The sequence below is a fragment of the Rhodoferax sp. GW821-FHT10B06 genome (genome assembly GCF_059415605.1).
In genome coordinates, this window is the sequence record NZ_JBWKNO010000007.1 from 78,471 (window position 1) to 98,697 (window position 20,227).

Below are 20,227 nucleotides of genomic sequence, written 5' to 3' on the forward strand. Positions count from 1 at the left end.
AGCCTGGATGATCGACAGGCCCGCAACCCAGATGCAAACGCAGTACCCCGTCTTGGGGCAATGGCTTGGGAAACGCCCAACGGCGCAGGCGGCCACGCAGCGCCGACGCGTGAAATTTCCCCGTTTCTAACCAAGAAGGTACGAGCATCGGCGCATCATAGTCACGCCCTTTGTGACCTGGCTAGCTTCTATCTGTAACAACCAGTAGGCAGTCTGCTTCGGCCTACCGTGTTGGAAATACCCGGTTCCGACCAGCGGCCTTGGCCTGGTACAGCAGGGCATCGGCCCGCAGGATCAAGGCGCTGCCATCTTCCTCTGGCCGGGCCTGCACAGCACCGAAACTGGCGGTCATGGAAATGGACTGTCCGTCGAAACGCACGGGCTCGGACTCCAGCAAGTGGCGCAGACGCTCGGCGGTATGCAAGGCCGCGGTCTCGTCGGTCTCGGGCAGCACAATCAGGAACTCTTCGCCGCCCAGGCGCACCACCCAATCCACCTGGCTGCGCGACACGCCGCGTAAACGCTCTGCCGTGGCGCGCAACACGGCATCACCGCAGGCGTGGCCGAACCGGTCGTTGATCTGCTTGAAGTGGTCCAGGTCCATGCAGATCACCGAAAACGGCCGCCCATAGCGGCGCGCGCGCTCCAGCTCGCCGTGCATCCGCTCTTCCAGATGACGACGGTTGAAACAACCGGTCAGTGCGTCGGTAATGGACAGCTGGTGGTTGGCCTCCACCAGGGTTTGCAGCTGCTGGGTGCGCTCGGCCACCATCTGGTCCAGGTTGGCGATGTGCTCGCGCAAGCCGTTTTGCAGCTTGGAAAATCCATGGGCCACCAAGTCGATTTCATCGATACGCGCACGCTGCGGTCGGTCCAGCGCCAGCGGCTCGACCAGGGTCTCGGGCGTCAGCTCGCGGGCAAACCGTGCCAGATGCTGCAAGGGCCGCTGCAACTCGCGGCGCAGCATGTAGGAGATCAAACCACAAATCAGCACGGTGAACAGGCCATAGCCGGCCAGCACACTCAAGGCCGTACGCCGTACCTCGTTCACCACGAACTGGGGATTAGCCCACAGCCGCAGTTCGCCTATCACTTTGCCACCCTGCGGCGCCGGAATGGGTATGCGCAAGCTGCCCGGCTCCGTACGAAGCTGCGCGTTGCCGGCTTCGAATTGCTGGCCGGTGCCCACCATCAGCAGCACATAGCCGACCTCCGGGCGATCGGCGATCACATCCACCTGCTGCTGTACGGCCTGTGGCTCGATATCCCATAGGCTGACGGACAACAAAGGTGCGCTGGTCTTGGCGACCTCATCCACCAGCTGTTGGAACTGCGCCTTGTGCTGCTGCAGCATCAGCCCCACCTGCACCACAAACACCGCCAGCATGCAACACAGGGCCAGACCCAGCGTGTTGCGGATCAGATGCCCTGCGAGGGACCGGAACGGTAGGTTCGGCATGGATGCAGTGTGCAATCAACGCAGCAATTGGGCAAATCCGAAACTGTATTGCGCCAGCTTGGGGTTCAGCGCCTTGCTGTAGCGGCGAAAGTCAATGCTGTTGTAACGCTGACCAAAACGCTCTTCAAACTTTTGTACCAAGGCGGGCGTGAACAGGACGAACATCGGGCGCTCCAGCTGCAGCCCCTCGTCCGCAAAATCATGGCCATGCTGGTAGTCGTACAGCATCACCAGCGCCCAGGCACCGGCCATGAAATGCCCACCGGCCAGGGCTGTCAGGCGGCCGGACTTGACGGCCTCCAGCGCCTCCTTCGAGGTATTCACACCACTGAACCACATGCTTTGGCCCGGCTGCCCACCACGCTTTTCCAGCGCCTGCATGGCACCAAAAGCGATCTGGTCGCTGCCGGCCCACACCAGCCGGGCCGCTGGATGGCGCGCAAACAGCCAGTCGGCCTGCTCGGCGGCCTTGTCGCGCTTCCAGCTGGAATAGACCATCTGATCCAGCACGGCGTCGTCCGCTTCTGATAGTGCCTGCAGCAGGCCCTGGTTGCGCAATACCGAGCTGGGCGTGGACCGGTCGCCGGCCAGGGCCAGCACATGCAATTTACCGTCGGGGGCCTGGGCCTTGGCGGCACGCCCCTGCTCCAGCAAAGCCTTGGCCGTCAGGTAACCCGCATCCGCCGCGCGCGGCTCCAGTGAACCCAACCATTGCTTGAAGCGCTGGCGCGGCCCGCCCAGTAGCGCTTCCTCGGCTACAGACAGGCGGCTGAAGGCCATGAAACACCGGATGCCGGAGCCGTCGAACACGCGCAGCAGCTCCGCCCCAGTGGCGTTGTCATTGGAAAACACCACATAGTCCGGCCGCTGGGCCGGGGGACGCGCTACCAACGCACGCGCCTGCTCCAGCACGCGCAAATGGTCGCGCTCGGCGAACTGGACCTCCAGTTGCAGCCCCAGGCTGGTCGCGGCCACCTGCATGGCCTGAGCCGCCGCCACCCAGTAGGCTTCATCCGACTTGCCTGGATTGAGAAAAGCCACCGACATGGCGCCCGCAGGCCAAGCCATCAGCAAGGCCCAGCACAGGGCCAGGCGCCGGATCAGGGTGAGGCGCTGCACGATAGAACTCCTGGGATCAACACATCCCAGGACGGTACGGCGTTAAACCCGTTCGCGCACCCAGGCTTGTACCGATGCCAGGGCCGCTGGCAGCTTGGCCGGTTCGGTGCCGCCGGCCATGGCCATGTCGGGCTTGCCGCCGCCCTTGCCACCGAGCTGGCTGGCGACAAAGTTGGCCAGTGCGCCGGCCTGCACCTTGTCCACGCTGTCCTTGGTCACACCGACGGCGATCTGCACCTTGTCGCCATCCACAGCGGCCAGCACGATGACAGCAGTTTTCAGCTTGTCCTTGAGCTTGTCCATGGTCTCGCGCAGGGTCTTGGTGTCGGCGCCTTCGAGCTTGGCGGCCAGCAGCTTGATGCCATTGAGATCCACCGCGCTGTTAACCAGCTCGTCGCCCTGGCTGGAAGCCAGCTTGCCCTTGAGCTGGGCGACTTCTTTTTCCAGCGCCTTGATGTTCTCCAAGGCCAGCGTGACGCGGGCTTGCAGCTCGGCCGGCTGCACCTTGAAGCTACCTGCGGCTTGCGTCACGGTGCGCTCCAGGTCTTGCAGGTAGGCCAAGGCGCCCTCGCCGGTCACGGCTTCGATGCGGCGCACGCCAGCGGCCACGCCACCCTCGCCCACCACCTTGAACAGGCCGATGTCGCCGGTGCGCTGCACGTGGGTGCCGCCGCAGAGTTCCTGCGTGCTGCCGATGCTCAGCACGCGGACGATTTCGCCGTACTTTTCACCGAACAGCATCATGGCGCCGGTCTTCTGCGCCGACTCGATATCCATTAGCTCGGCCTTAGTCGCGGCATTAGCCAAAATTTCAGCATTCACCAGGGCTTCGATCTGCAGGATTTGCGCGTCGGTCACGGGCGCGTTGTGCGTGAAGTCGAAGCGGGTGCGCTCGGCATTCACCAGGCTGCCCTTTTGGTGCACATGCGTGCCCAGCACCTCGCGCAAGGCCTTGTGCATCAAATGGGTGACCGAGTGGTTGCGCTGGGTGGCGGCGCGCAGCGCGGTGTTGACGCTAGCCGTCACCGTGTCGCCGACATTCAGCGTGCCGGATTCCAGCGTGCCCTGGTGGCCGAACACGTCGGTCTTGATCTTCTGGGTGTCGCCCACCGCGAAGCGGGCCGAGCCGCTGGTGATCAGGCCTTCATCGCCGACCTGGCCGCCGCTCTCGGAGTAGAACGGTGTGGTGTCCAACACCACGGTGCCGGTTTGACCTACTTTTAGTGCTGCAACGCTGGAACCATCTGCGTAGAGCGCTACGATTTTTGCAGTAGCTTCAAGCTTCTCGTAGCCCACGAAGGCGTTGTCTGCGCCGGTGTATTCCAGGCCCCGGTCCATCTTGAATTTGCCAGCGGCACGGCCCTTGGCTTTTTGCGCTTCCATGGCAGCATGAAAACCTGCTTCGTCCACTTCTACGCCGCGTTCCCGGCAAACATCTTGTGTCAGATCCAACGGAAAGCCATAGGTGTCGTGCAATTTAAAAGCTACTTCACCTGGCAGAACGAACGGTAGATCATCGCCACCACTTCCATCGCCACGTCCAGCCCCACTACCGGCTCCCATGCCAAAACCGCTTCCATCACCAAACCCTGATCCGCTTCGTGAATGCGGATCAAGTGCGGCATCCAAGATTTCCATACCGTTAGCCAACGTTTCGAAAAAGCGTTCTTCTTCAGCCTTCAATACTTCGGCAATGCGTTCCTGCTGCGCCGCCATGGCCGGATAAGCTGCGCCCATCAGCGCCACCAGATCGGGCACCAGCTTGTGGAAGAAAGGCTTGGTCTGGCCCAGCAGGTAACCATGGCGGATGGCACGGCGGATGATGCGGCGCTGCACATAGCCGCGGCCTTCGTTGCCGGGGATCACACCGTCGCTGACCAGGAAGGAGGTGGCGCGGATGTGGTCGGCGATGACGCGCAGGCTCTTGTGGCCCAGGTCCTGTTCGCCGGTTTCACGGGCGGCGGCCTTGATCAGGGCGTCAAAAATATCGATTTCGTAGTTGCTATGCACATGCTGCAAGATGGCGGCCAGACGCTCCAGGCCCATGCCGGTATCGACGCAGGGCGCGGGCAGTGGCGTGACCGAGCCGTCTTCCGCCATGTTGAACTGCATGAACACGTTGTTCCAGATCTCGATGAAGCGGTCGCCGTCTTCACCGGGGCTGCCTGGGGGGCCGCCTTCGATGTGATCGCCATGGTCGTAGAAGATCTCGCTGCAGGGGCCGCAAGGACCTGTATCGGCCATCATCCAGAAGTTATCGGACTTGTAGCGGCCACCCTTGTTGTCGCCGATGCGGATCACGCGCTCGGGCGGCAGACCGATTTCCTTGGTCCAGATGTCATAGGCTTCGTCGTCTTCTTCGTAGACCGTGGCCAGCAGGCGGTCAGCGGGCAGCTTGTACACCTGGGTCAGCAGCTCCCAGGCCCATTTCAGCGACTCGCGCTTGAAGTAGTCGCCAAAGCTCCAGTTGCCCAGCATTTCAAAAAAGGTGTGGTGGCGCGCGGTGTAGCCGACGTTTTCCAGATCGTTGTGTTTGCCACCGGCACGCAGGCAGGCCTGCACCGAGGCCGCACGCACATAGGGGCGCTTGTCGGTGCCCAGAAACACGTCCTTGAACTGCACCATGCCGGAGTTGGTGAACATCAGCGTCGGGTCGTTGCCCGGTACCAGCGAACTGCTGGGCACCACCGTGTGGCCCTTGGATGCAAAGAAGTCGAGGAAAGTCTTGCGGATATCGGCGACGGTGAAAACAGGCTGGGTCATGTCGGTAGTTCTTGGAGCGGTGGTCAATGGAGCCGCATATTATCGCCGCCCCCGGCAGGGAGTTCCTGCGCCGCGTTTTACAAATCCATGGCAAAGAGGCTGGGCAACAGCAAGCCAGTCCTACAAAATAGCGCATCCTTACCTTCCTTCCGCACACAGGAATCCAGACCATGGCTACACAGCGCTTTCCGACCCAGCTTTTGATCAACGGTGCCACCGTCACCGGCGAGGGCCGCGCGGAAAGCGTGCTCAACCCCTCCACCGGCGAAGTGCTGTGCGAAGTGCGCGAAGCCAGCGCCGACCAGTTGCGGCTGGCCGTGGATGCCGCCAGCAATGCCTTCCCCGCTTGGGCCGCACTGACGCCGCGCGACCGCAGTGGCTATCTGCTGCAGATCGCCGACGCCATCGAAGCCCACGGCGATGAATTTGCCTCGCTGGAGTCACTGAACTGCGGCAAACCTTTGAGCGCAGCGCGCAATGACGAGATTCCGGCGATTGCCGACGTGTTTCGGTTCTTCGCCGGCGCGCTGCGCAACCTGACCGGCGCACTGGGCGGCGAATATCTGGCCGGCCACACCAGCATGGTGCGGCGCGATCCACTCGGCGTGGTGGCATCCATTGCGCCCTGGAACTACCCGCTGATGATGGCCGCCTGGAAGCTCGGCCCGGCCATCGCCATGGGCAATACCGTAGTCCTCAAACCCTCGGAAAACACCCCGCTGACCACCTTGCGCCTGGGCGAAATGCTGGCCGCCATCTTGCCGCCGGGCGTGGTCAACATCGTCTGCGGCCGCGGCGACACCGTCGGCGCACCGCTGATCCGCGACCCGCGCATCCGTATGGCCTCGCTGACCGGCGATGTCTCCACCGGCAGCAAGATCATGGAAACCGCCGCCCGCGGGATCAAACGCACGCATCTGGAGCTAGGCGGCAAGGCCCCGGTGATCGTGCTCGATGATGCCGACCTGCCCAGTGTCGTCGAAGGCCTGCGCACCTTTGGGTACTACAACGCCGGCCAGGACTGCACCGCCGCCTGCCGCATCTACGCCGGCGAAAAGATCTATGAACGCCTGGTGGCGGATCTGAGCAGTGCCGTCTCCAGCATCAAGGTCGGTACGCAGCAAGAACCCGGCGTGGAAATGGGCCCGCTGATCTCGGCCCGCCAGCGCGACCGCGTCGCCAGCTTTGTCGACCGCGCCGCGCAATTGCCGCACGTGGAAGTCACCACCGGCGGCGCCGCTTGGGGCAGCCAAGGCTTCTTCTACAAGCCCACCGTGGTGGCGGGCGCTCTACAGGACGACGAAATCGTGCGCAGCGAAGTCTTCGGCCCGGTGGTGTCTGTCACCCGTGTCAAAGATGCCGAGCAGGCCATCGCCTGGGCCAATGATTCCGACTACGGCCTGTCCAGCTCGGTCTGGAGCCGCGATGTCGGCGTGGCGATGCAGGTGGCGTCACGCCTGCAATACGGCTGCACCTGGGTCAACACCCATTTCATGCTGGTGTCGGAAATGCCGCACGGCGGCATGAAACACTCTGGCTACGGCAAGGACATGTCGGTCTACGCGCTGGAGGACTACAGCTGCGTGCGCCACGTGATGGTGAAGCACGCCGGCTAGGCTAGCGCCCTATAATCTTGTCATCTCAGCGGGTGTAGTTCAATGGTAGAACGCTAGCTTCCCAAGCTCGATACGTGGGTTCGATTCCCATCACCCGCTCCAGTCGTTGAAGCCACGACGACCGTCACCGGCCCCGCGCCAACCCCACCGACGCGGTGCTGCTCCAGGGAGCCTGCACCATGCGCTTGCCGAAACCGCCCCACTCGTATCTTTCGCCCCTGCTGCCATTGCGCTGGCTTGTGGTGATAGGCATTTGGCTCGGCATCAGTGCCTGCGGAGGTGGTAGCAGCGAAGCCGCGGCACCGGTGGTTGTGCCAAAAATCACCACCTTGAACAGCAGCCTGGCAAGTCCATGGAGCATGGTGTTTTTGCCCTCGGGCGAGCTGCTGGTATCGCAGCGCGGCGGCAGCCTGATGCGACTCAGCGCCGATTTCAAAAACGCCACGGCCATCAGCGGCATCCTGCCAGTCAACACCAGCGGCCAAGGCGGCTTGTTAGGGCTGGCGCTGGACCCGGATTTTGCGACAACACCCTGGGTGTACTGGAGCTTCTCAGAGCCCGGCAGCGGTAGTGAAGCCGGCTTGACCGGCACCAGCGTAGCGCGCGGACGGCTGGTGGGCAATGCACTGCAGGATGTAGCCGTGGTGTTCCGCCAGCAGCCCAAGACCAGTGGAAGCAACCACTACGGATCGCGCCTGGTGTTCGCCCGGGACAAAACCCTGTTTATCACCATGGGGGAGCGCCAGCTCGGCAGCCCGGCACAAGACCTGCAGCAAACCCTGGGCAAGGTGGTGCGCATCCAGCGCGACGGCAGCATTCCTGCCGACAACCCGGTGTTTACTCCGCCAGCGCTGCCCGGCATCTGGAGCCTGGGCCACCGCAATGTGCAGGGTGCGGCATTGCATCCAGATACAGGTGAGTTGTGGACCAGCGAGCACGGGCCGCAAGGCGGCGACGAGATCAACATCGACCGCGCCGGTGCCAACTACGGCTGGCCGGTGAAAAGCTATGGCTGCAACTACGGCGACCCCGTGGGCGACGCCTGCCGCATCGGTGGCGGCGTGCACGCACCGACCTATGTGGAGCCATTGACCTATTGGGTGCCGACCTCCATCGCCCCCGCAGGCCTGCTGTTCTACACCGGCAATCTGATACCGCAATGGAAGGGGAATTTATTCTCCGGCTCGCTCGCCGGCCAGGCGCTGTGGCGCATGACGGTCAGCTCCAGCGCCGTGCTAGCGCGTGAAGCCTTGCTGACCGATCTGCACGAGCGCATCCGCGACGTGGCGCAAGCACCCGACGGGGCCATCCTGCTGCTCACCGATAGCGGCAAGCTGCTGCGGCTGGGCCCCTGAAACTCAAACTAGCTTAACGCCGGTCTTGGCCTGCAGTGCGTCCAGCGTCACACCAGGCGCCAGCTCCACCACCTTCAAACCGGCAGGTGTCACATCCAGCACCGCCAGGTCGGTGATGATGCGATCGACCACGCCGACGCCGGTCAGCGGCAGGGTGCAGGCGAGCAGAATCTTCAGGTCTTCGGTTCCGTCTTTCTTCTTGGCCACATGCTCCATGAGCACGATGACGCGCTTCACGCCGGCCACCAGGTCCATCGCGCCGCCCATACCTTTGACCATCTTGCCGGGGATCATCCAGTTGGCCAGATCGCCCTTCTCGCTGACCTGCATGGCCCCCAGAATGCTGAGGTTGATCTTGCCGCCGCGAATCATGGCGAAGCTTTCATGGCTGCCAAAAATCGACGAGCCGGGCAGCGTGGTCACGGTTTGCTTGCCTGCATTGATCAGGTCGGCGTCCACCTGGTCTTCGGTCGGAAACGGGCCTATGCCCAGCATGCCGTTCTCGCTCTGCAACCAGACTTCCTTGTCGGCGGGCACATGGTTGGCCACCAGCGTGGGGATACCAATACCCAGATTTACGTAAAAGCCGTCTTCCAGCTCCTGGGCCGCACGGGCCGCCATTTGGTCTTGTGTCCAGGCCATGCTTATGCTCCTGCTTTCTCGGTGAGGGTTCTCTTCTCGATGCGCTTCTCGGGGTTCGCATTGAGCACGATGCGGTGCACGTAAATGCCGGGCAGGTGTACCTGGTCGGGCTCCATGCTGCCGGTTTCCACAATCTCTTCCACTTCCACGACGCAGACCTTGCCCGCCATTGCAGCGGCGGGATTGAAGTTGCGTGCAGTCAGGTGGAATTGCAGGTTGCCAGACTTGTCGGCGCGCTGGGCTTTGACCAGAGCCACCTCAGGCACCAAGGCGCGCTCCATGACGTAGGTTTCGCCATCGAATTCGCGCAGCTCTTTGCCCTCGGCCACCAGCGTGCCTACGCCGGTCTTGGTAAAGAAGGCTGGTATGCCCGCGCCGCCGGCACGCAGTTTTTCGGCCAAAGTGCCTTGGGGAGTGAATTCCAGCTGCAGTTCACCAGCCAGGTACTGGCGCTCGAATTCCTTGTTCTCGCCCACATAGCTGGAGATCATTTTCTTGATCTGCCGGGTCTCCAGCAGCTTGCCCAGGCCAAAGCCATCGACACCAGCGTTGTTGGAGATCACCGTCAGGTCTTTCACGCCGCTGTCGCGCAGGGCGTCAATCAGCGCTTCAGGGATGCCGCACAGACCAAAGCCGCCTACCGCCAGCAGTTGGCCGTCCTGGACCACGCCTTGCAGCGCCTGCGCCGCAGAAGGGAAAATTTTGTTCACACAGCTCTCCGGTTAAAAGATCAGCGCATACGATACTACGTATTCATGTACGTAGTTTTTCGTAGAGGGCCCACCTGATGGATGTGGATTACCGTCTGGCATTCGAGCTGGCTCCCGTCGGCCTGGTGGTTTCGCGCAACCGCAGCATCGTGGATTGCAACCAGCATCTGTGCGACATGTTTGGCGCGGAACGCGCGCAGTTGCTGGGGCAGTCGTTTCAGATGCTCTACCCGAGTGCCGCCGAATTCGAGCGTATCGGCGCACGCATTGCCCCGATACTCAACGCCACAGGCCATTACGCCGACGAGCGCATCATGCAGCGCGTGGGCGGCCGCTTCAAGGGTGAAGTCTTCTGGTGCCACGTCACGGGCCGCGCCTTTGACCGCAACGCACCGCATGCGGCGGGCATCTGGAGCTTTGAAGACCTTTCTTCACGCCGCCCCGTGCAGGCTGCGCTGACGCCACGCGAACGCGAGGTAGCGGCCCATGTGATCAGTGGTCTCACATCCAAAGAAATAGGCCGCGCACTAGGCATCAGCCACCGCACGGTGGAGCTGTACCGCGCCCGTTTGATGCGCAAATACCAGGCCTCCACCGCCGCAGACCTGACGCACCGGCTGATCGGGGGCTGACGACCAACCCCATGAAAAAAGCCGCACACCGCTTGGCACGGTGTGCGGCCTGGTCATGGCCGGTGGGGCAGCAGATTACTTGCTCTTCTTGAACAGCGTGTAGACGTTGCTCATGGATTCGCGGGTTTCATTGCTCAAGCTGGTGGGCGACACCATCTTGGCCATATTGTCCGCATCCACGAAGATGGTCTTGTCGCTGGCGATTTCTGGCTTGACCTTTTCGATACTGGCCTTGTTCGCCGTGGGGTAGCTCAGCTCGTTGGTCAGGGACGCGGATACCTCTGGACGCAAGAAGTAGTTCATGAACTCCATGGCGTTGTTGGGGTGCTGCGCATCCTTCGGAATTGCCAGGTTGTCAAAGAAGATCAGGCCGCCGTTCTTGGGCAACAGTACTTCGATGTCGTTACCGTTCTTGTTCTCGATGGCGCGCGCCTTGGCGATGTTCAGGTCACCAGCCCAGCCCAGGCCCACGCAGGCCTTGCCGCCCGCCATGTCATCGATCATGGTGCTGGAGAACAAGCGGATGTCCTTGCGCACCTTGGCCAGCATGGCGCCAGCGGCCTTGTGGTCGGCCACATCGGCGGAGTACGGATTCTTGTCCAGGTAGTGCAGTGCTGGCGGAATCACCTCGGTGGGCGAATCCAGGTAGGCAATGCCGCAAGACTTGAGCTTGGAGGTGTAGGTGGGGTTGAACACCAGATCCCAGACATTGTCAGGCAAAGGGGTGGAGCCCAGTGCCTTGGCGACCTTGCCCTTGTTGATGGCCACCGTGGTGTAGCTCCAGGCCCATGGCACCAGGTGGGCATTGCCCGCGTCCACGCTGGCCACCTTTTCCATGATGGTCGGATCCAGATTGGCCAGATTTGGGATCTTGCTCTTATCCAGCGCCATCAGCAGGCCGCCATCGATTTGCGATTTGGCAAACACAGCGCCCGGCACCACGATGTCAAAGCCGCTATTGCCGGCCACCAGCTTGGCATGCAGGGCTTCATTGTTCTCAAAGGTCTGGTAGTTGACCTTGATGCCGGTTTCTTTCTCGAAGTTGGCCACCATATCGGCCGCGATGTAGTCGGGCCAGTTATAGACGTTCAGCACTTTTTCTTCGGTATTGGTTGGTGCTGGAGCGGGCGCCGAAGCCACCGGAGCCGGTGCGGGCGCAGAGGCTGGTGCCGCAGGCGCCTCTTCTTTTTTGCCGCAGGCGGCCAGGAAAAGGGCTGACAAAGCAATAACCAGTGCTTGCTGTTTCATAGCGTTTAAAACTCCTAAAAGGAACAGATAAAAAAGTGAAACCCCGAAAAAATCAGATTGTATAAAGCAAAACCATCACACATGCAGCAGGAGATGCTCACGTTCCCACGGCGAAATGACCTTCATGAATTCTTCAAACTCGATTTCCTTGATCTCCGTGTAGACGGTGATGAAATCCTCACCCAGGATTTCATGCAGATCGGGCTCGTTGCGTAGCAAGTCCAATGCCTCCCCCAGGCTGCGCGGCAAGGTGAAGGGCGCCAGATATGCATCCCCCTTCATCTCGGACTTGGGTTTGATCTTCTTTTGCATGCCCAGGTAGCCACAGGCCAAGGTCATGGCCATGGCCACATAGGGATTGGCGTCCACACCGATCACACGATTTTCGATCCGCCGCGCCTGTGGCGTGGAAATGGGCGAGCGTATGCCCACGGTGCGGTTGTCGTAACCCCATTCGGTATTGATTGGCGCCGCCGTGTTGCGCGACAAACGGCGGTAGCTGTTCACATAAGGTGCCACCAGGGCCATGGCCGCGGGCAGATAGCGCTGCAAGCCACCGATGTAATGAAAGAAAGCCTCGGACGGCGAGCCGTCGTCGTTGCTGAAAATATTCCGCCCCGTGGCTTTGCTGACCAGGCTTTGGTGCACGTGCATGGCACTGCCCGGTTCACCCTCGATGGGCTTGGCCATGAAAGTGGCGTACATATCGTGGCGCAAAGCCACTTCACGCACCGTGCGCTTGAAGAAGAACACCTCGTCCGCCAGGCCCAACGGATGGGCGTGGAAGAAATTGATCTCCATCTGCCCGGCGCCGGCCTCGTGGATCAAGGTGTCAACATTCAGCTCCATCTTTTCGCAGTAGTCGTAGAGCTCCTCGAACAGCGGGTCGAACTCGTTCACCGCGTCGATGCTGTAGGACTGGCGGGAGGTTTCAGCCCGGCCGCTGCGGCCAACCGGCGGGCGCAGGACGGTGTTCGGATCGGTGTTGCGGGCCACCAGATAAAACTCCAGCTCTGGCGCCACCACCGGCTCGAGGTCCAGCGCGGTATAGAGATCGCAGACCCGGCGCAACACACTGCGTGGCGCAAACGGCACCAGCTTGCCGTCGCGGTCATAGCAGTCGTGGATCACCTGCGCCGTGGGGTCGGAAGCCCAGGGCACGATACGCACGGTGGACGGGTCGGGCCGCAGATGCATATCGCGGTCCGTGGGGTTGACCACATCGTAATAAGGGCCCTGGGACGGTAGTTCACCAGTCACCCCCATCGCCACCACCGCCTCGGGTATGCGCATGCCGCGGTCTTCGGTGAACTTCTCGCGTGGCAAGATCTTGCCACGGGCCACCCCCGTCAAATCAGGTACCAGGCACTCCACTTCCGTCACGCGGCGCTGGTTCAGCCAGTGCTCCAGATCGTTGAATGTCATATTCTCTTTTTTGGCTACCGCCATAAACGAATGCTCCTGTAATTGAATCAAGCAGCGGCCTGCTGCAGTCTATTGCTTTTATTTTTATAGCACCTCGCGCACGCAATATGTGCGCCAGAGGCCTATTTTGCTTAAAAGTGAAACGGCCCAGGCTCACGGGTAGAGGGCATTTATCAACTGGGCCAAGCGCGCACCGGCCTTGGTCAACTGGCGTATTTGCAGCTGCTCCCGGCGCGCGCGGTAGCCAGCCTCATCGTCGAAGCTGGCCTGCCATACCCGGGCACCCTTCTGCAACGTTGCAGGACTGAAATGCACACCCACAAAAACCTCCCGGCTCGCCGCGAGCGAATCCTGGACCCAGGCATCCACCCAACGCTCTAGCTTGGCCCGACTGACGCGCAGGGCCCGTGCATCCTGCAACATAGCGGGCGGAATACTGCTGGAACGCAAGGTATCCGGAATATCGTCCCACATCGCGTGCAAATTGCTGCTGCCCAATTCCAGGCTGTTACCGCCCCGGGTGGCAAACACAGCGTCGGCTGCTACGCCTCCGGCGTCGGGATCTACAGGCTGCGCATCTGCATCCAGATACATGGCACCCACATGCAATGGCTGGTGCAGGTCACCCACAAAATGGGCCAACAACAGCAAGGCTTCTGCGCGGCTGGCGATGCTGAAGGGCGCAGGCACAGGCTTGCCTTGCAGCATGGCAACCGCCGCCCGTATTGCATGCACCAAGTCGTGCCCATTCACCCCTACATAGTCCGCCCGGTAACGGAGATGCTGGTAGGCCACGTCGGTGAAGTGGTAGGTCTTGTGGCAGTCGACGCGCTGGCCGCAAGTATCCCAGTTACGCGCCACGTAGCCCCGCATCGCCCGCACGCCGTCCTGGGTCTCAAAACGTGTGCAAGCAGGTGACGGCCACCGCTCATCTGCTGCATAGGCAAAGCCTTTAGGCCCAAAGGCCACGTTTTTCACGCAATCCGCCCATGGCGCGGCCTGCTCCAGCGACAGACCCAGATCGGCCTGCAAGCCCGCCCGGGCCCGAGCTGTCAACAATTGGTCGGCTAAGGCGCCGACCACCATATGCCCTTGATGGCCCCATGCCAGGGCCTGTTGCGGCAGGCCGCTTAACAGGGCCAAAACAGCCATGGCCGGGCCAAGCCATCTCTTGTAGTTATGCATACTGGAGTCCAAGTTTCATGACGGCCCAAGGGGCAATGCAGCCATTTACAGCAGCACATAGCGCCACTTGCTGCCCAAAATATTGCCCTCAAAACTAGTATGCATGAACAACTGCATACAAAAAAATTTCAAAGGTTACGTCAAGTTTCAGACCGCTTTGCAAAGCTAGGCTTTCTGCCTTGACTTGACTGCCAAATCCCTCTAACCTGCGCCGGATGCCAAAATGGATACTTGTTCTACTGCTCGCCTGCTCCACCGCCCACGCCGCCCCTCCCCCACCCAGCAATGAAGAGATAGACAAAATCCTGGCCGACAAAGGCCTGCTGAACCACACCATGGACCAGCTCGAGCAAGTGCGCCAAAGCATGAGCAGCAAGGCCTCCGATTTAGTGGTGAATGCCATGGGTTTCCTGGGAGTTCCTTATAAACGCGGTGGCAACTCCGCAGAGACCGGTTTTGATTGCAGCGGCTTCGTGCGCGCCATGTACGAACAAACGGTGGGCCTGGTATTGCCACGCCGAGCCAAAGAGCAAGCGGCCGCCACCGACCGCATCGACAAGAGCGAACTGCGTCCAGGCGACCTGGTTTTCTTCAACACCATGAAACGCGCTTTCAGCCACGTCGGCATCTATGTGGGCGATGGGAAGTTCATTCACTCGCCACGCACGGGCTCTCAAGTGCGCGTGGAGGACATGCGTGAAGCCTACTGGCAGCGCCGCTTCGATGGCGCCCGCCGCGTCACACCACAGCCCGAAGCAGAAGCCAAGCCCTGAGCAAGACCCGCGATATCTAACGGTCTTTGGCGTAATACTGCAAACCGATATGCTCCAAATTTTGGAGACTTTCGATGCAACGCAAAACTGCCCAGGATTTTGACCAGGAACTGTTGATACTGTTTGACGCCTACGTACACGGAAACCTGGACCGTCGAGGCTTCCTGGAAAAGGCCCAAAAATTCGCAGTTGGCGGCGTCACAGCCACCATGTTGCTGGGCGCACTCAGCCCCGATTTCGCACTGGGCCAACAAGTCCCCCCCAACGACCCGCGCATCACCACTGAAACGCTGTCAGTTTCTTCCCCCAAGGGCTATGGCACCATCAAAGGCTATTTGGCGCGCCCAGCGAATGCTACCGGCCCGCTGCCAGCCATCTTGGTGGTGCATGAGAACCGCGGCCTGAATCCCCATATCGAAGATATCGCCCGGCGCCTGGCGCTTGATAACTTTGTTGCATTCGCGCCCGACGCATTGACCCCGCTTGGAGGTTACCCCGGTGACGAGCAAAAAGCCGTTGCCCTTTTCAGCCAGCTGGACCAAAGCAAAACGGCGGAGGACTTCATCGCCGCGGCCGAATTCCTCAAATCGCGCCCGGAAGTGCGCGGCAAGATTGGCGTTGTAGGCTTCTGCTACGGCGGCGGCATAGCCCATATGCTGTCTACCCGCTTGCCCGATTTGGGAGCCGCAGTTCCCTTTTACGGCAACCAACCTGCCGCCAGTGCCGCAGCGCAAGTCAAAGCCCCGCTGCTGATGCACTTCGCCGCGGTAGACGAACGTATCAACGCATCCTGGCCCACCTACGAAGCCGCACTCAAGGCCGCCGGCGTACCCTATACCGCCTACCAGTACCCCGGCACACAGCACGGCTTCAACAACGACACCACGCCCCGCTATGACGCTGCAGCAGCCAAGCTGGCATGGGAGCGGACGCTGGCCTTTTTCAACCAAAACCTGCGCAGCTAAGCCAGCAAAAAGAGCTATTCAAAAAAGGCTCTGGCGCAGGATTTATCTGCGCCAACAGCTCTCAATTTGAGAGCAACTCACTCTTTGCCCAGCAGCCGATCCGCATAGCCCTGCCAACGCGCATCCGGCCCCAGATCAGCGAACAGCCTGGCACGGGCTAGGCGGGCCATGGCATCCTGCTTGTGGGCTGTTGCTGTGGCCATAGTCGGGTCCAGGCCTGCGTCGCGTACCGTACGGGCGGCCTCAAACATTTCCTCGGCACGGCGCTTGCCATGTTGTGCCACCCGCTGGAAGAAGTAGCTACCTTGCTGCTGCCAGTCGATACCGGGGAAGGTCTCGGCCAACGTGGCCAGCATGTGCTCCTCCACGCCGTAATGGCGGGCTGCGGCATAGCTCTCCATCACTAGCGCCTCCATTCCCTTGACCACCACGCTGCGGCACATCTTGATGGCCGAGGCCACGCCAACCTCATTCGACACGGCCTTGGCATCCATGCCCCAGCCGCGTAGGGTCTCGGCCAGCTCCTCGGCCTTGGGACCACCCAGCAGCATGGGCACACGTATGCCGTAAGGCGGTACCGACGCCATTACCCCCGCATCCACGTAGTGCGCGCCACCGGCAGCCAGCATGCTGGCCGAGCGCTTCTTGGTGCTGGGCGAAACCGAGTTCAGGTCCAGGTAAATGCTGCCTTCGCGGATGCACATGCCGGCGTCTTCCGACACATCCAGCGCGCTCGACGCGGTCACGGCCGACACCACCAGGTCCGCCTGCGCATACAGCTCCTGAAACGAAGCACAGGCCTGCACGCCAGCCGGCACGGCATCGCGCACGCGGTTATCACTGAACTGCAAATCCCAGGTGCTGACCGCGCCCACATGGGGGGCCAGGCCGGCCGCAAAAATCTTGCCCACCTCGCCATAGCCGACCACGCCCAGGTGCTTGAATTGCATGGAGTTGCTCCGAAAATCAGGTTTATAAAATAAGACCGCTAGGGTCTGCCGGGCCTGTGTCCGTGCAAGGCTTCGGCCATGCGCCCACTATCCCCCGCCCGCGCGCCATATGCAAGGGCTGAACACCCACTGCGCAGGGTTCAGGATACCGGTGTTGCGACCGCCGATGCGGCCGGCTGCGCAGGCACAGCCGCTGCTGGTGGTACTGGTGCTGCTGGCACGGGTGCCGCAGGTGGCAGTCGCAAGTAGGCAGCAGCGTCCTCGGGAGCCATGCCAAAAGTGAAAGTCGCCGGACTGGCATCGCTGCCGCCCCAGCCATAGGCCTTCAGATCGCTGATGGCAGTGAACGCCATGGAGGTAGGCACACCCGCGCAATGCAACTGCAACACACCGGTGGTGGTCGCGGTATATCGGAAATTGCCCGAACACACCCGTACAGGCGTTTGGGTTGAGGCCATCTGCACCGTGCCCGTGCGGTCCAGCCCCACGGTAGCCGTGCCCTGGTACAGCACGCCATCCACCACCGCCAGGGCGGGAGTGCTGGAGTAAAGAAAGGAAACGGCCTTGTTGCTGACCGTGTCACAGCCGCCCAGCGCCAGGGCAGCCACGAGAGTGCAAAGAACTGCTTTCATCTGCGCATCTTAGGCTGCACAGCTTGGCTGCGGGCCCCGGTAAATCGCGGAAAAGCGGGTGATTTCCGGCACTAACTACCGGTTAGGTTTGGTTCTCAATCGTCGTCTGTAGGCGCCAGGCCAGGGAATAACACCTCGGTATAACCCAGCTGCGTCAAATCGCGCATGCGCGTGGGGTACAGCCGACCTATGAGGTGATCGCACTCGTGCTGCACTACGCGGGCGTGGAAGCCCTCCACCGTACGGTCTATAGGGTCGCCATACTGGTCAAAGCCGGTATAGCGGATCTTGGACCAGCGCGGCACCAGGCCCCGCAGACCGGGCACAGACAGACAGCCCTCCCAATCATCGTCCTCCACCTCGCCCAGGGCCGTGATCACAGGGTTGATCAGCACCGTAGGCGGCACCAGCGGACGGTCCGGGTAGCGCGGGTTGGACTCGCGCGTGCCGAACACCACCAGCTGCAGGTCCACGCCGATCTGCGGCGCCGCCAACCCGGCGCCGTTGGCCGCGCGCATGGTGTCCAGCATGTCGGAGACCAGCAGATGCAGCTCATCGGTATCGAAATGGGTCACAGGCTGGGCCACGCGCAGCAGGCGCGCATCGCCCATTTTCAAGATGGCGTGTACGGTCATGGCGTAGCTCCTTCATTCAACAGCGCCAGCATCTGCGCCTCGTCCAATACCGGCACGCCCAAAGCCAGTGCCTTGTCCAGCTTGCTGCCGGCTTCCTCGCCGGCCACGACGTAATGGGTTTTCTTGCTCACCGAACCGGCCACCTTGGCACCCGCAGCTTCAAGCAGATCCTTGGCCTGATCGCGGCTCAGCGTGGGGAAGGTGCCGGTGAGCACAAAGGTCTGGCCGGCCAGGGGCTTGGGTGCCTGGGCGGCGGGCTCACCCTCTTCCCAGCGGATGCCGCAAGCGCGCAGTTGCTCGACAACTTCGCGGTTATGCGGCTGGTCGAAGAAGGTGCGGATGGCCAAAGCCACGATAGGGCCGACGTCGGCCACCTCCAGCAGCTGCTCAACACTGGCATCCATGATGCTGTCGAGCTTGCCGAAATGCCGGGCCAATTCCTTGGCCGTAGCCTCTCCGACATGGCGGATGCCCAGGCCGAACAGAAAGCGCGGCAGGGTCGTGTCCTTGGATTTCTCCAGCGCGGCCAGGATGTTCTTGGCCGATTTGTCGGCCATGCGGTCCAGCTCGGACAAGGCCGTCAGGCCCAGCTTGTACAGGTCAGGCAAGGTGCGGATGATGCCGGCGTCCACCAGTTGCTCGACCAGCTTGTCGCCCAGGCCTTCGATCTCCACCGCGCGGCGGTGGGCGAAATGCAATATCGCCTCCTTGCGCTGCGCCGGGCAGAACAGGCCGCCGCTGCAACGGTGGTTCATCTCGGTCTTTTCGCGCACCACGGCGCTGCCGCAGATCGGGCATTGGCGCGGCATGCGGAAGTTGGGCACGTAGATTTCACGCACTTTTTCAACGACCCCGACTACCTCGGGAATCACATCGCCCGCACGCCGCACGATGGCGGTGTCGCCCACACGCACCCGCTTACGGCGCAGTTCAAACAGGTTGTGCAGCGTGGCATTGGTCACCGTCACGCCACCGACGAATACCGGCGCCAGCCGCGCCACCGGCGTCAGCTTGCCGGTGCGTCCCACCTGCACGTCGATGCCCAGCACGGTGGTCAGCTGCTCCTGTGCCGGGTATTTGTGCGCCACGGCCCAGCGCGGCTCGCGCGACACAAAGCCCAGCTGGCGCTGCAAGGCCAGCGCATTCACTTTGTAGACCACGCCGTCGATGTCGTAGGGCAGCTGGTCGCGCGCAGCACCGGTCTGCTGGTGGTACGCTACCAATTCCGTAGCACCCTGCGCAATCTGTACCTGCGCTGCGACCGGGAACCCCCAAGATTTCAAGGTCTGCAGCATGGCGTAATGGGTGTCGAACACCGGGCCGCCCTGCTCCACCGGCGTCACTTCGCCCAGGCCGTAGGCGAAGAACTTCAGCGGGCGCTTTTGGGCAATGCCCGGGTCCAGCTGACGCACCGCGCCGGCGGCCGCATTGCGCGGGTTCACAAAGGTTTTCAGGCCAGCTTCGCGCTGGCGTTCGTTCAGCGTATCGAAGTCGTCGCGCCGCATGTAGACCTCGCCGCGCACCTCCAGCACGGCAGGGGCATCGCCCTGCAGGCGCAGCGGGATCTGCCGCATGGTGCGGATGTTCTGCGTCACGTCTTCGCCGTACTCGCCGTCGCCGCGCGTAGCGGCCTGCACCAGCGCGCCGTTCACATAGCGCAAGCTCATGGCCAGGCCGTCGAACTTGGGCTCAGCCACGTATTCCACCGGTGCATCACCCTCAGCCAGACCCAGCTCCTTGCGGATGCGGGCGTCGAAATTCAGCGCGCCGCTGGGTTCGGTGTCCGTTTCTGTGCGGATGCTCAGCATGGGCACGGCGTGGCGCACCGAGGCGAACTCGGGCAGCGGCTTGCCGCCCACGCGCTGGGTCGGCGAATCGGCCGTCAGCAGCTCGGGGTGCGCCTCTTCCAGCGCCTGCAGTTCGCGGAACACGCGGTCGTACTCGGCGTCGGGCACGGTCGGCGCGTCCATCACGTAGTAGCTGTGGCTCCAGGCATTGAGCTGTGCGCGCAATGCTTCTATTTTGATAGCTGCTGGCGCAGGATTTACCTGCGCTGGCGCCCCAAAAAGCTCTAAGTTTTCATCCATGTCGTAAATCCAATGGGCGTCAACACACCGC

At 61.9% G+C, this 20,227-nt stretch carries 17 protein-coding genes, 1 tRNA gene and 1 pseudogene; 6 read left to right on the top strand and 13 right to left on the bottom strand.

Features of this window, described 5'->3' with window-relative positions; translation table 11 throughout:
- Positions 1 to 223 precede the first annotated feature (223 nt).
- From AC07O2_RS12985 to alaS, 3 genes are read right to left on the bottom strand one after another with little or no spacing between them, the layout of a single operon-like run.
- Complete coding sequence (locus AC07O2_RS12985; RefSeq protein ID WP_495076162.1) at positions 224 to 1,459, bottom strand: sensor domain-containing diguanylate cyclase; 1,236 nt, start codon at positions 1,457 to 1,459, stop codon at positions 224 to 226.
- 15 nt (positions 1,460 to 1,474) lie between these two features.
- Positions 1,475 to 2,578 (bottom strand): ABC transporter substrate-binding protein, encoded by a 1,104-nt coding sequence (locus AC07O2_RS12990; protein WP_495076163.1) that lies wholly within the window; start codon positions 2,576 to 2,578, stop codon positions 1,475 to 1,477.
- A gap of 42 nt (positions 2,579 to 2,620) precedes the next feature.
- On the bottom strand, positions 2,621 to 5,341 hold the full coding sequence (gene alaS, locus AC07O2_RS12995) for an alanine--tRNA ligase (RefSeq protein ID WP_495076164.1): 2,721 nt from the start codon (positions 5,339 to 5,341) through the stop codon (positions 2,621 to 2,623).
- Positions 5,342 to 5,511: 170 nt separating this feature from the next.
- Between alaS and AC07O2_RS13000 the strand changes: the two genes are divergently transcribed.
- The 3 genes from AC07O2_RS13000 (at position 5,512) to AC07O2_RS13010 (ending at position 8,312) form a co-directional block, all read left to right on the top strand.
- On the top strand, positions 5,512 to 6,957 hold the full coding sequence (locus AC07O2_RS13000; protein WP_495076165.1) for a gamma-aminobutyraldehyde dehydrogenase: 1,446 nt from the start codon (positions 5,512 to 5,514) through the stop codon (positions 6,955 to 6,957).
- Positions 6,958 to 6,985: 28 nt separating this feature from the next.
- Positions 6,986 to 7,059: transfer RNA gene (locus AC07O2_RS13005), tRNA-Gly, on the top strand.
- A gap of 77 nt (positions 7,060 to 7,136) precedes the next feature.
- On the top strand, positions 7,137 to 8,312 hold the full coding sequence (locus AC07O2_RS13010; protein ID WP_495076166.1) for a PQQ-dependent sugar dehydrogenase: 1,176 nt from the start codon (positions 7,137 to 7,139) through the stop codon (positions 8,310 to 8,312).
- 3 nt (positions 8,313 to 8,315) lie between these two features.
- On the opposite strand, the gene AC07O2_RS13015 is transcribed toward AC07O2_RS13010, so the two are convergent.
- Positions 8,316 to 8,954: a CoA transferase subunit B gene (locus tag AC07O2_RS13015; protein WP_495076167.1), complete on the bottom strand. Its 639-nt coding sequence runs from the start codon at positions 8,952 to 8,954 to the stop codon at positions 8,316 to 8,318.
- A 2-nt stretch (positions 8,955 to 8,956) separates the two neighbouring features.
- Entirely contained in the window at positions 8,957 to 9,664 is a 708-nt protein-coding gene (locus AC07O2_RS13020; protein ID WP_495076168.1) for a CoA transferase subunit A, read from the bottom strand.
- Positions 9,665 to 9,741: 77 nt separating this feature from the next.
- Here AC07O2_RS13020 and AC07O2_RS13025 point away from each other — a divergent pair, with 77 nt between their 5' ends.
- Positions 9,742 to 10,296: a LuxR C-terminal-related transcriptional regulator gene (locus AC07O2_RS13025; RefSeq protein ID WP_495076169.1), complete on the top strand. Its 555-nt coding sequence runs from the start codon at positions 9,742 to 9,744 to the stop codon at positions 10,294 to 10,296.
- 75 nt (positions 10,297 to 10,371) lie between these two features.
- On the opposite strand, the gene AC07O2_RS13030 is transcribed toward AC07O2_RS13025, so the two are convergent.
- From AC07O2_RS13030 to AC07O2_RS13040, 3 genes are all read right to left on the bottom strand, one after another.
- Positions 10,372 to 11,544 (bottom strand): extracellular solute-binding protein, encoded by a 1,173-nt coding sequence (locus AC07O2_RS13030; RefSeq protein WP_495076170.1) that lies wholly within the window; start codon positions 11,542 to 11,544, stop codon positions 10,372 to 10,374.
- A gap of 75 nt (positions 11,545 to 11,619) precedes the next feature.
- The gene (locus AC07O2_RS13035; protein ID WP_495076171.1) at positions 11,620 to 12,969 is read right to left on the bottom strand and encodes a glutamine synthetase family protein; all 1,350 of its coding nucleotides are present in this window, start codon (positions 12,967 to 12,969) and stop codon (positions 11,620 to 11,622) included.
- 153 nt (positions 12,970 to 13,122) lie between these two features.
- A complete protein-coding gene (locus AC07O2_RS13040; protein ID WP_495076172.1) occupies positions 13,123 to 14,121 on the bottom strand; it encodes a S1/P1 nuclease in 999 nt (332 codons plus the stop codon).
- 248 nt (positions 14,122 to 14,369) lie between these two features.
- On the opposite strand from AC07O2_RS13040, the gene AC07O2_RS13045 reads away from it, so the two are divergent.
- Complete coding sequence (locus AC07O2_RS13045) at positions 14,370 to 14,927, top strand: C40 family peptidase (protein ID WP_495076173.1); 558 nt, start codon at positions 14,370 to 14,372, stop codon at positions 14,925 to 14,927.
- Positions 14,928 to 15,001: 74 nt separating this feature from the next.
- The gene (locus AC07O2_RS13050; protein WP_495076174.1) at positions 15,002 to 15,892 is read left to right on the top strand and encodes a dienelactone hydrolase family protein; all 891 of its coding nucleotides are present in this window, start codon (positions 15,002 to 15,004) and stop codon (positions 15,890 to 15,892) included.
- 77 nt (positions 15,893 to 15,969) lie between these two features.
- On the opposite strand, the gene AC07O2_RS13055 is transcribed toward AC07O2_RS13050, so the two are convergent.
- The 5 genes and pseudogenes from AC07O2_RS13055 to ligA form a co-directional block, all read right to left on the bottom strand.
- Complete coding sequence (locus AC07O2_RS13055) at positions 15,970 to 16,479, bottom strand: DUF1932 domain-containing protein (RefSeq protein WP_495076321.1); 510 nt, start codon at positions 16,477 to 16,479, stop codon at positions 15,970 to 15,972.
- A 9-nt stretch (positions 16,480 to 16,488) separates the two neighbouring features.
- Positions 16,489 to 16,896 (bottom strand): annotated as a pseudogene (locus tag AC07O2_RS13060) (NAD(P)-binding domain-containing protein); the annotation flags it as partial.
- A gap of 86 nt (positions 16,897 to 16,982) precedes the next feature.
- Positions 16,983 to 17,474, bottom strand: a complete 492-nt coding sequence (locus tag AC07O2_RS13065) for a hypothetical protein (protein WP_495076175.1) — start codon at positions 17,472 to 17,474, stop codon at positions 16,983 to 16,985.
- Between the two features lie 95 nt (positions 17,475 to 17,569).
- On the bottom strand, positions 17,570 to 18,109 hold the full coding sequence (gene def, locus AC07O2_RS13070) for a peptide deformylase (RefSeq protein ID WP_495076176.1): 540 nt from the start codon (positions 18,107 to 18,109) through the stop codon (positions 17,570 to 17,572).
- A complete protein-coding gene (gene ligA, locus AC07O2_RS13075) occupies positions 18,106 to 20,196 on the bottom strand; it encodes an NAD-dependent DNA ligase LigA (RefSeq protein WP_495076177.1) in 2,091 nt (696 codons plus the stop codon). Before ligA ends, def begins: the two co-directional genes overlap by 4 nt.
- Positions 20,197 to 20,227 lie beyond the last annotated feature (31 nt).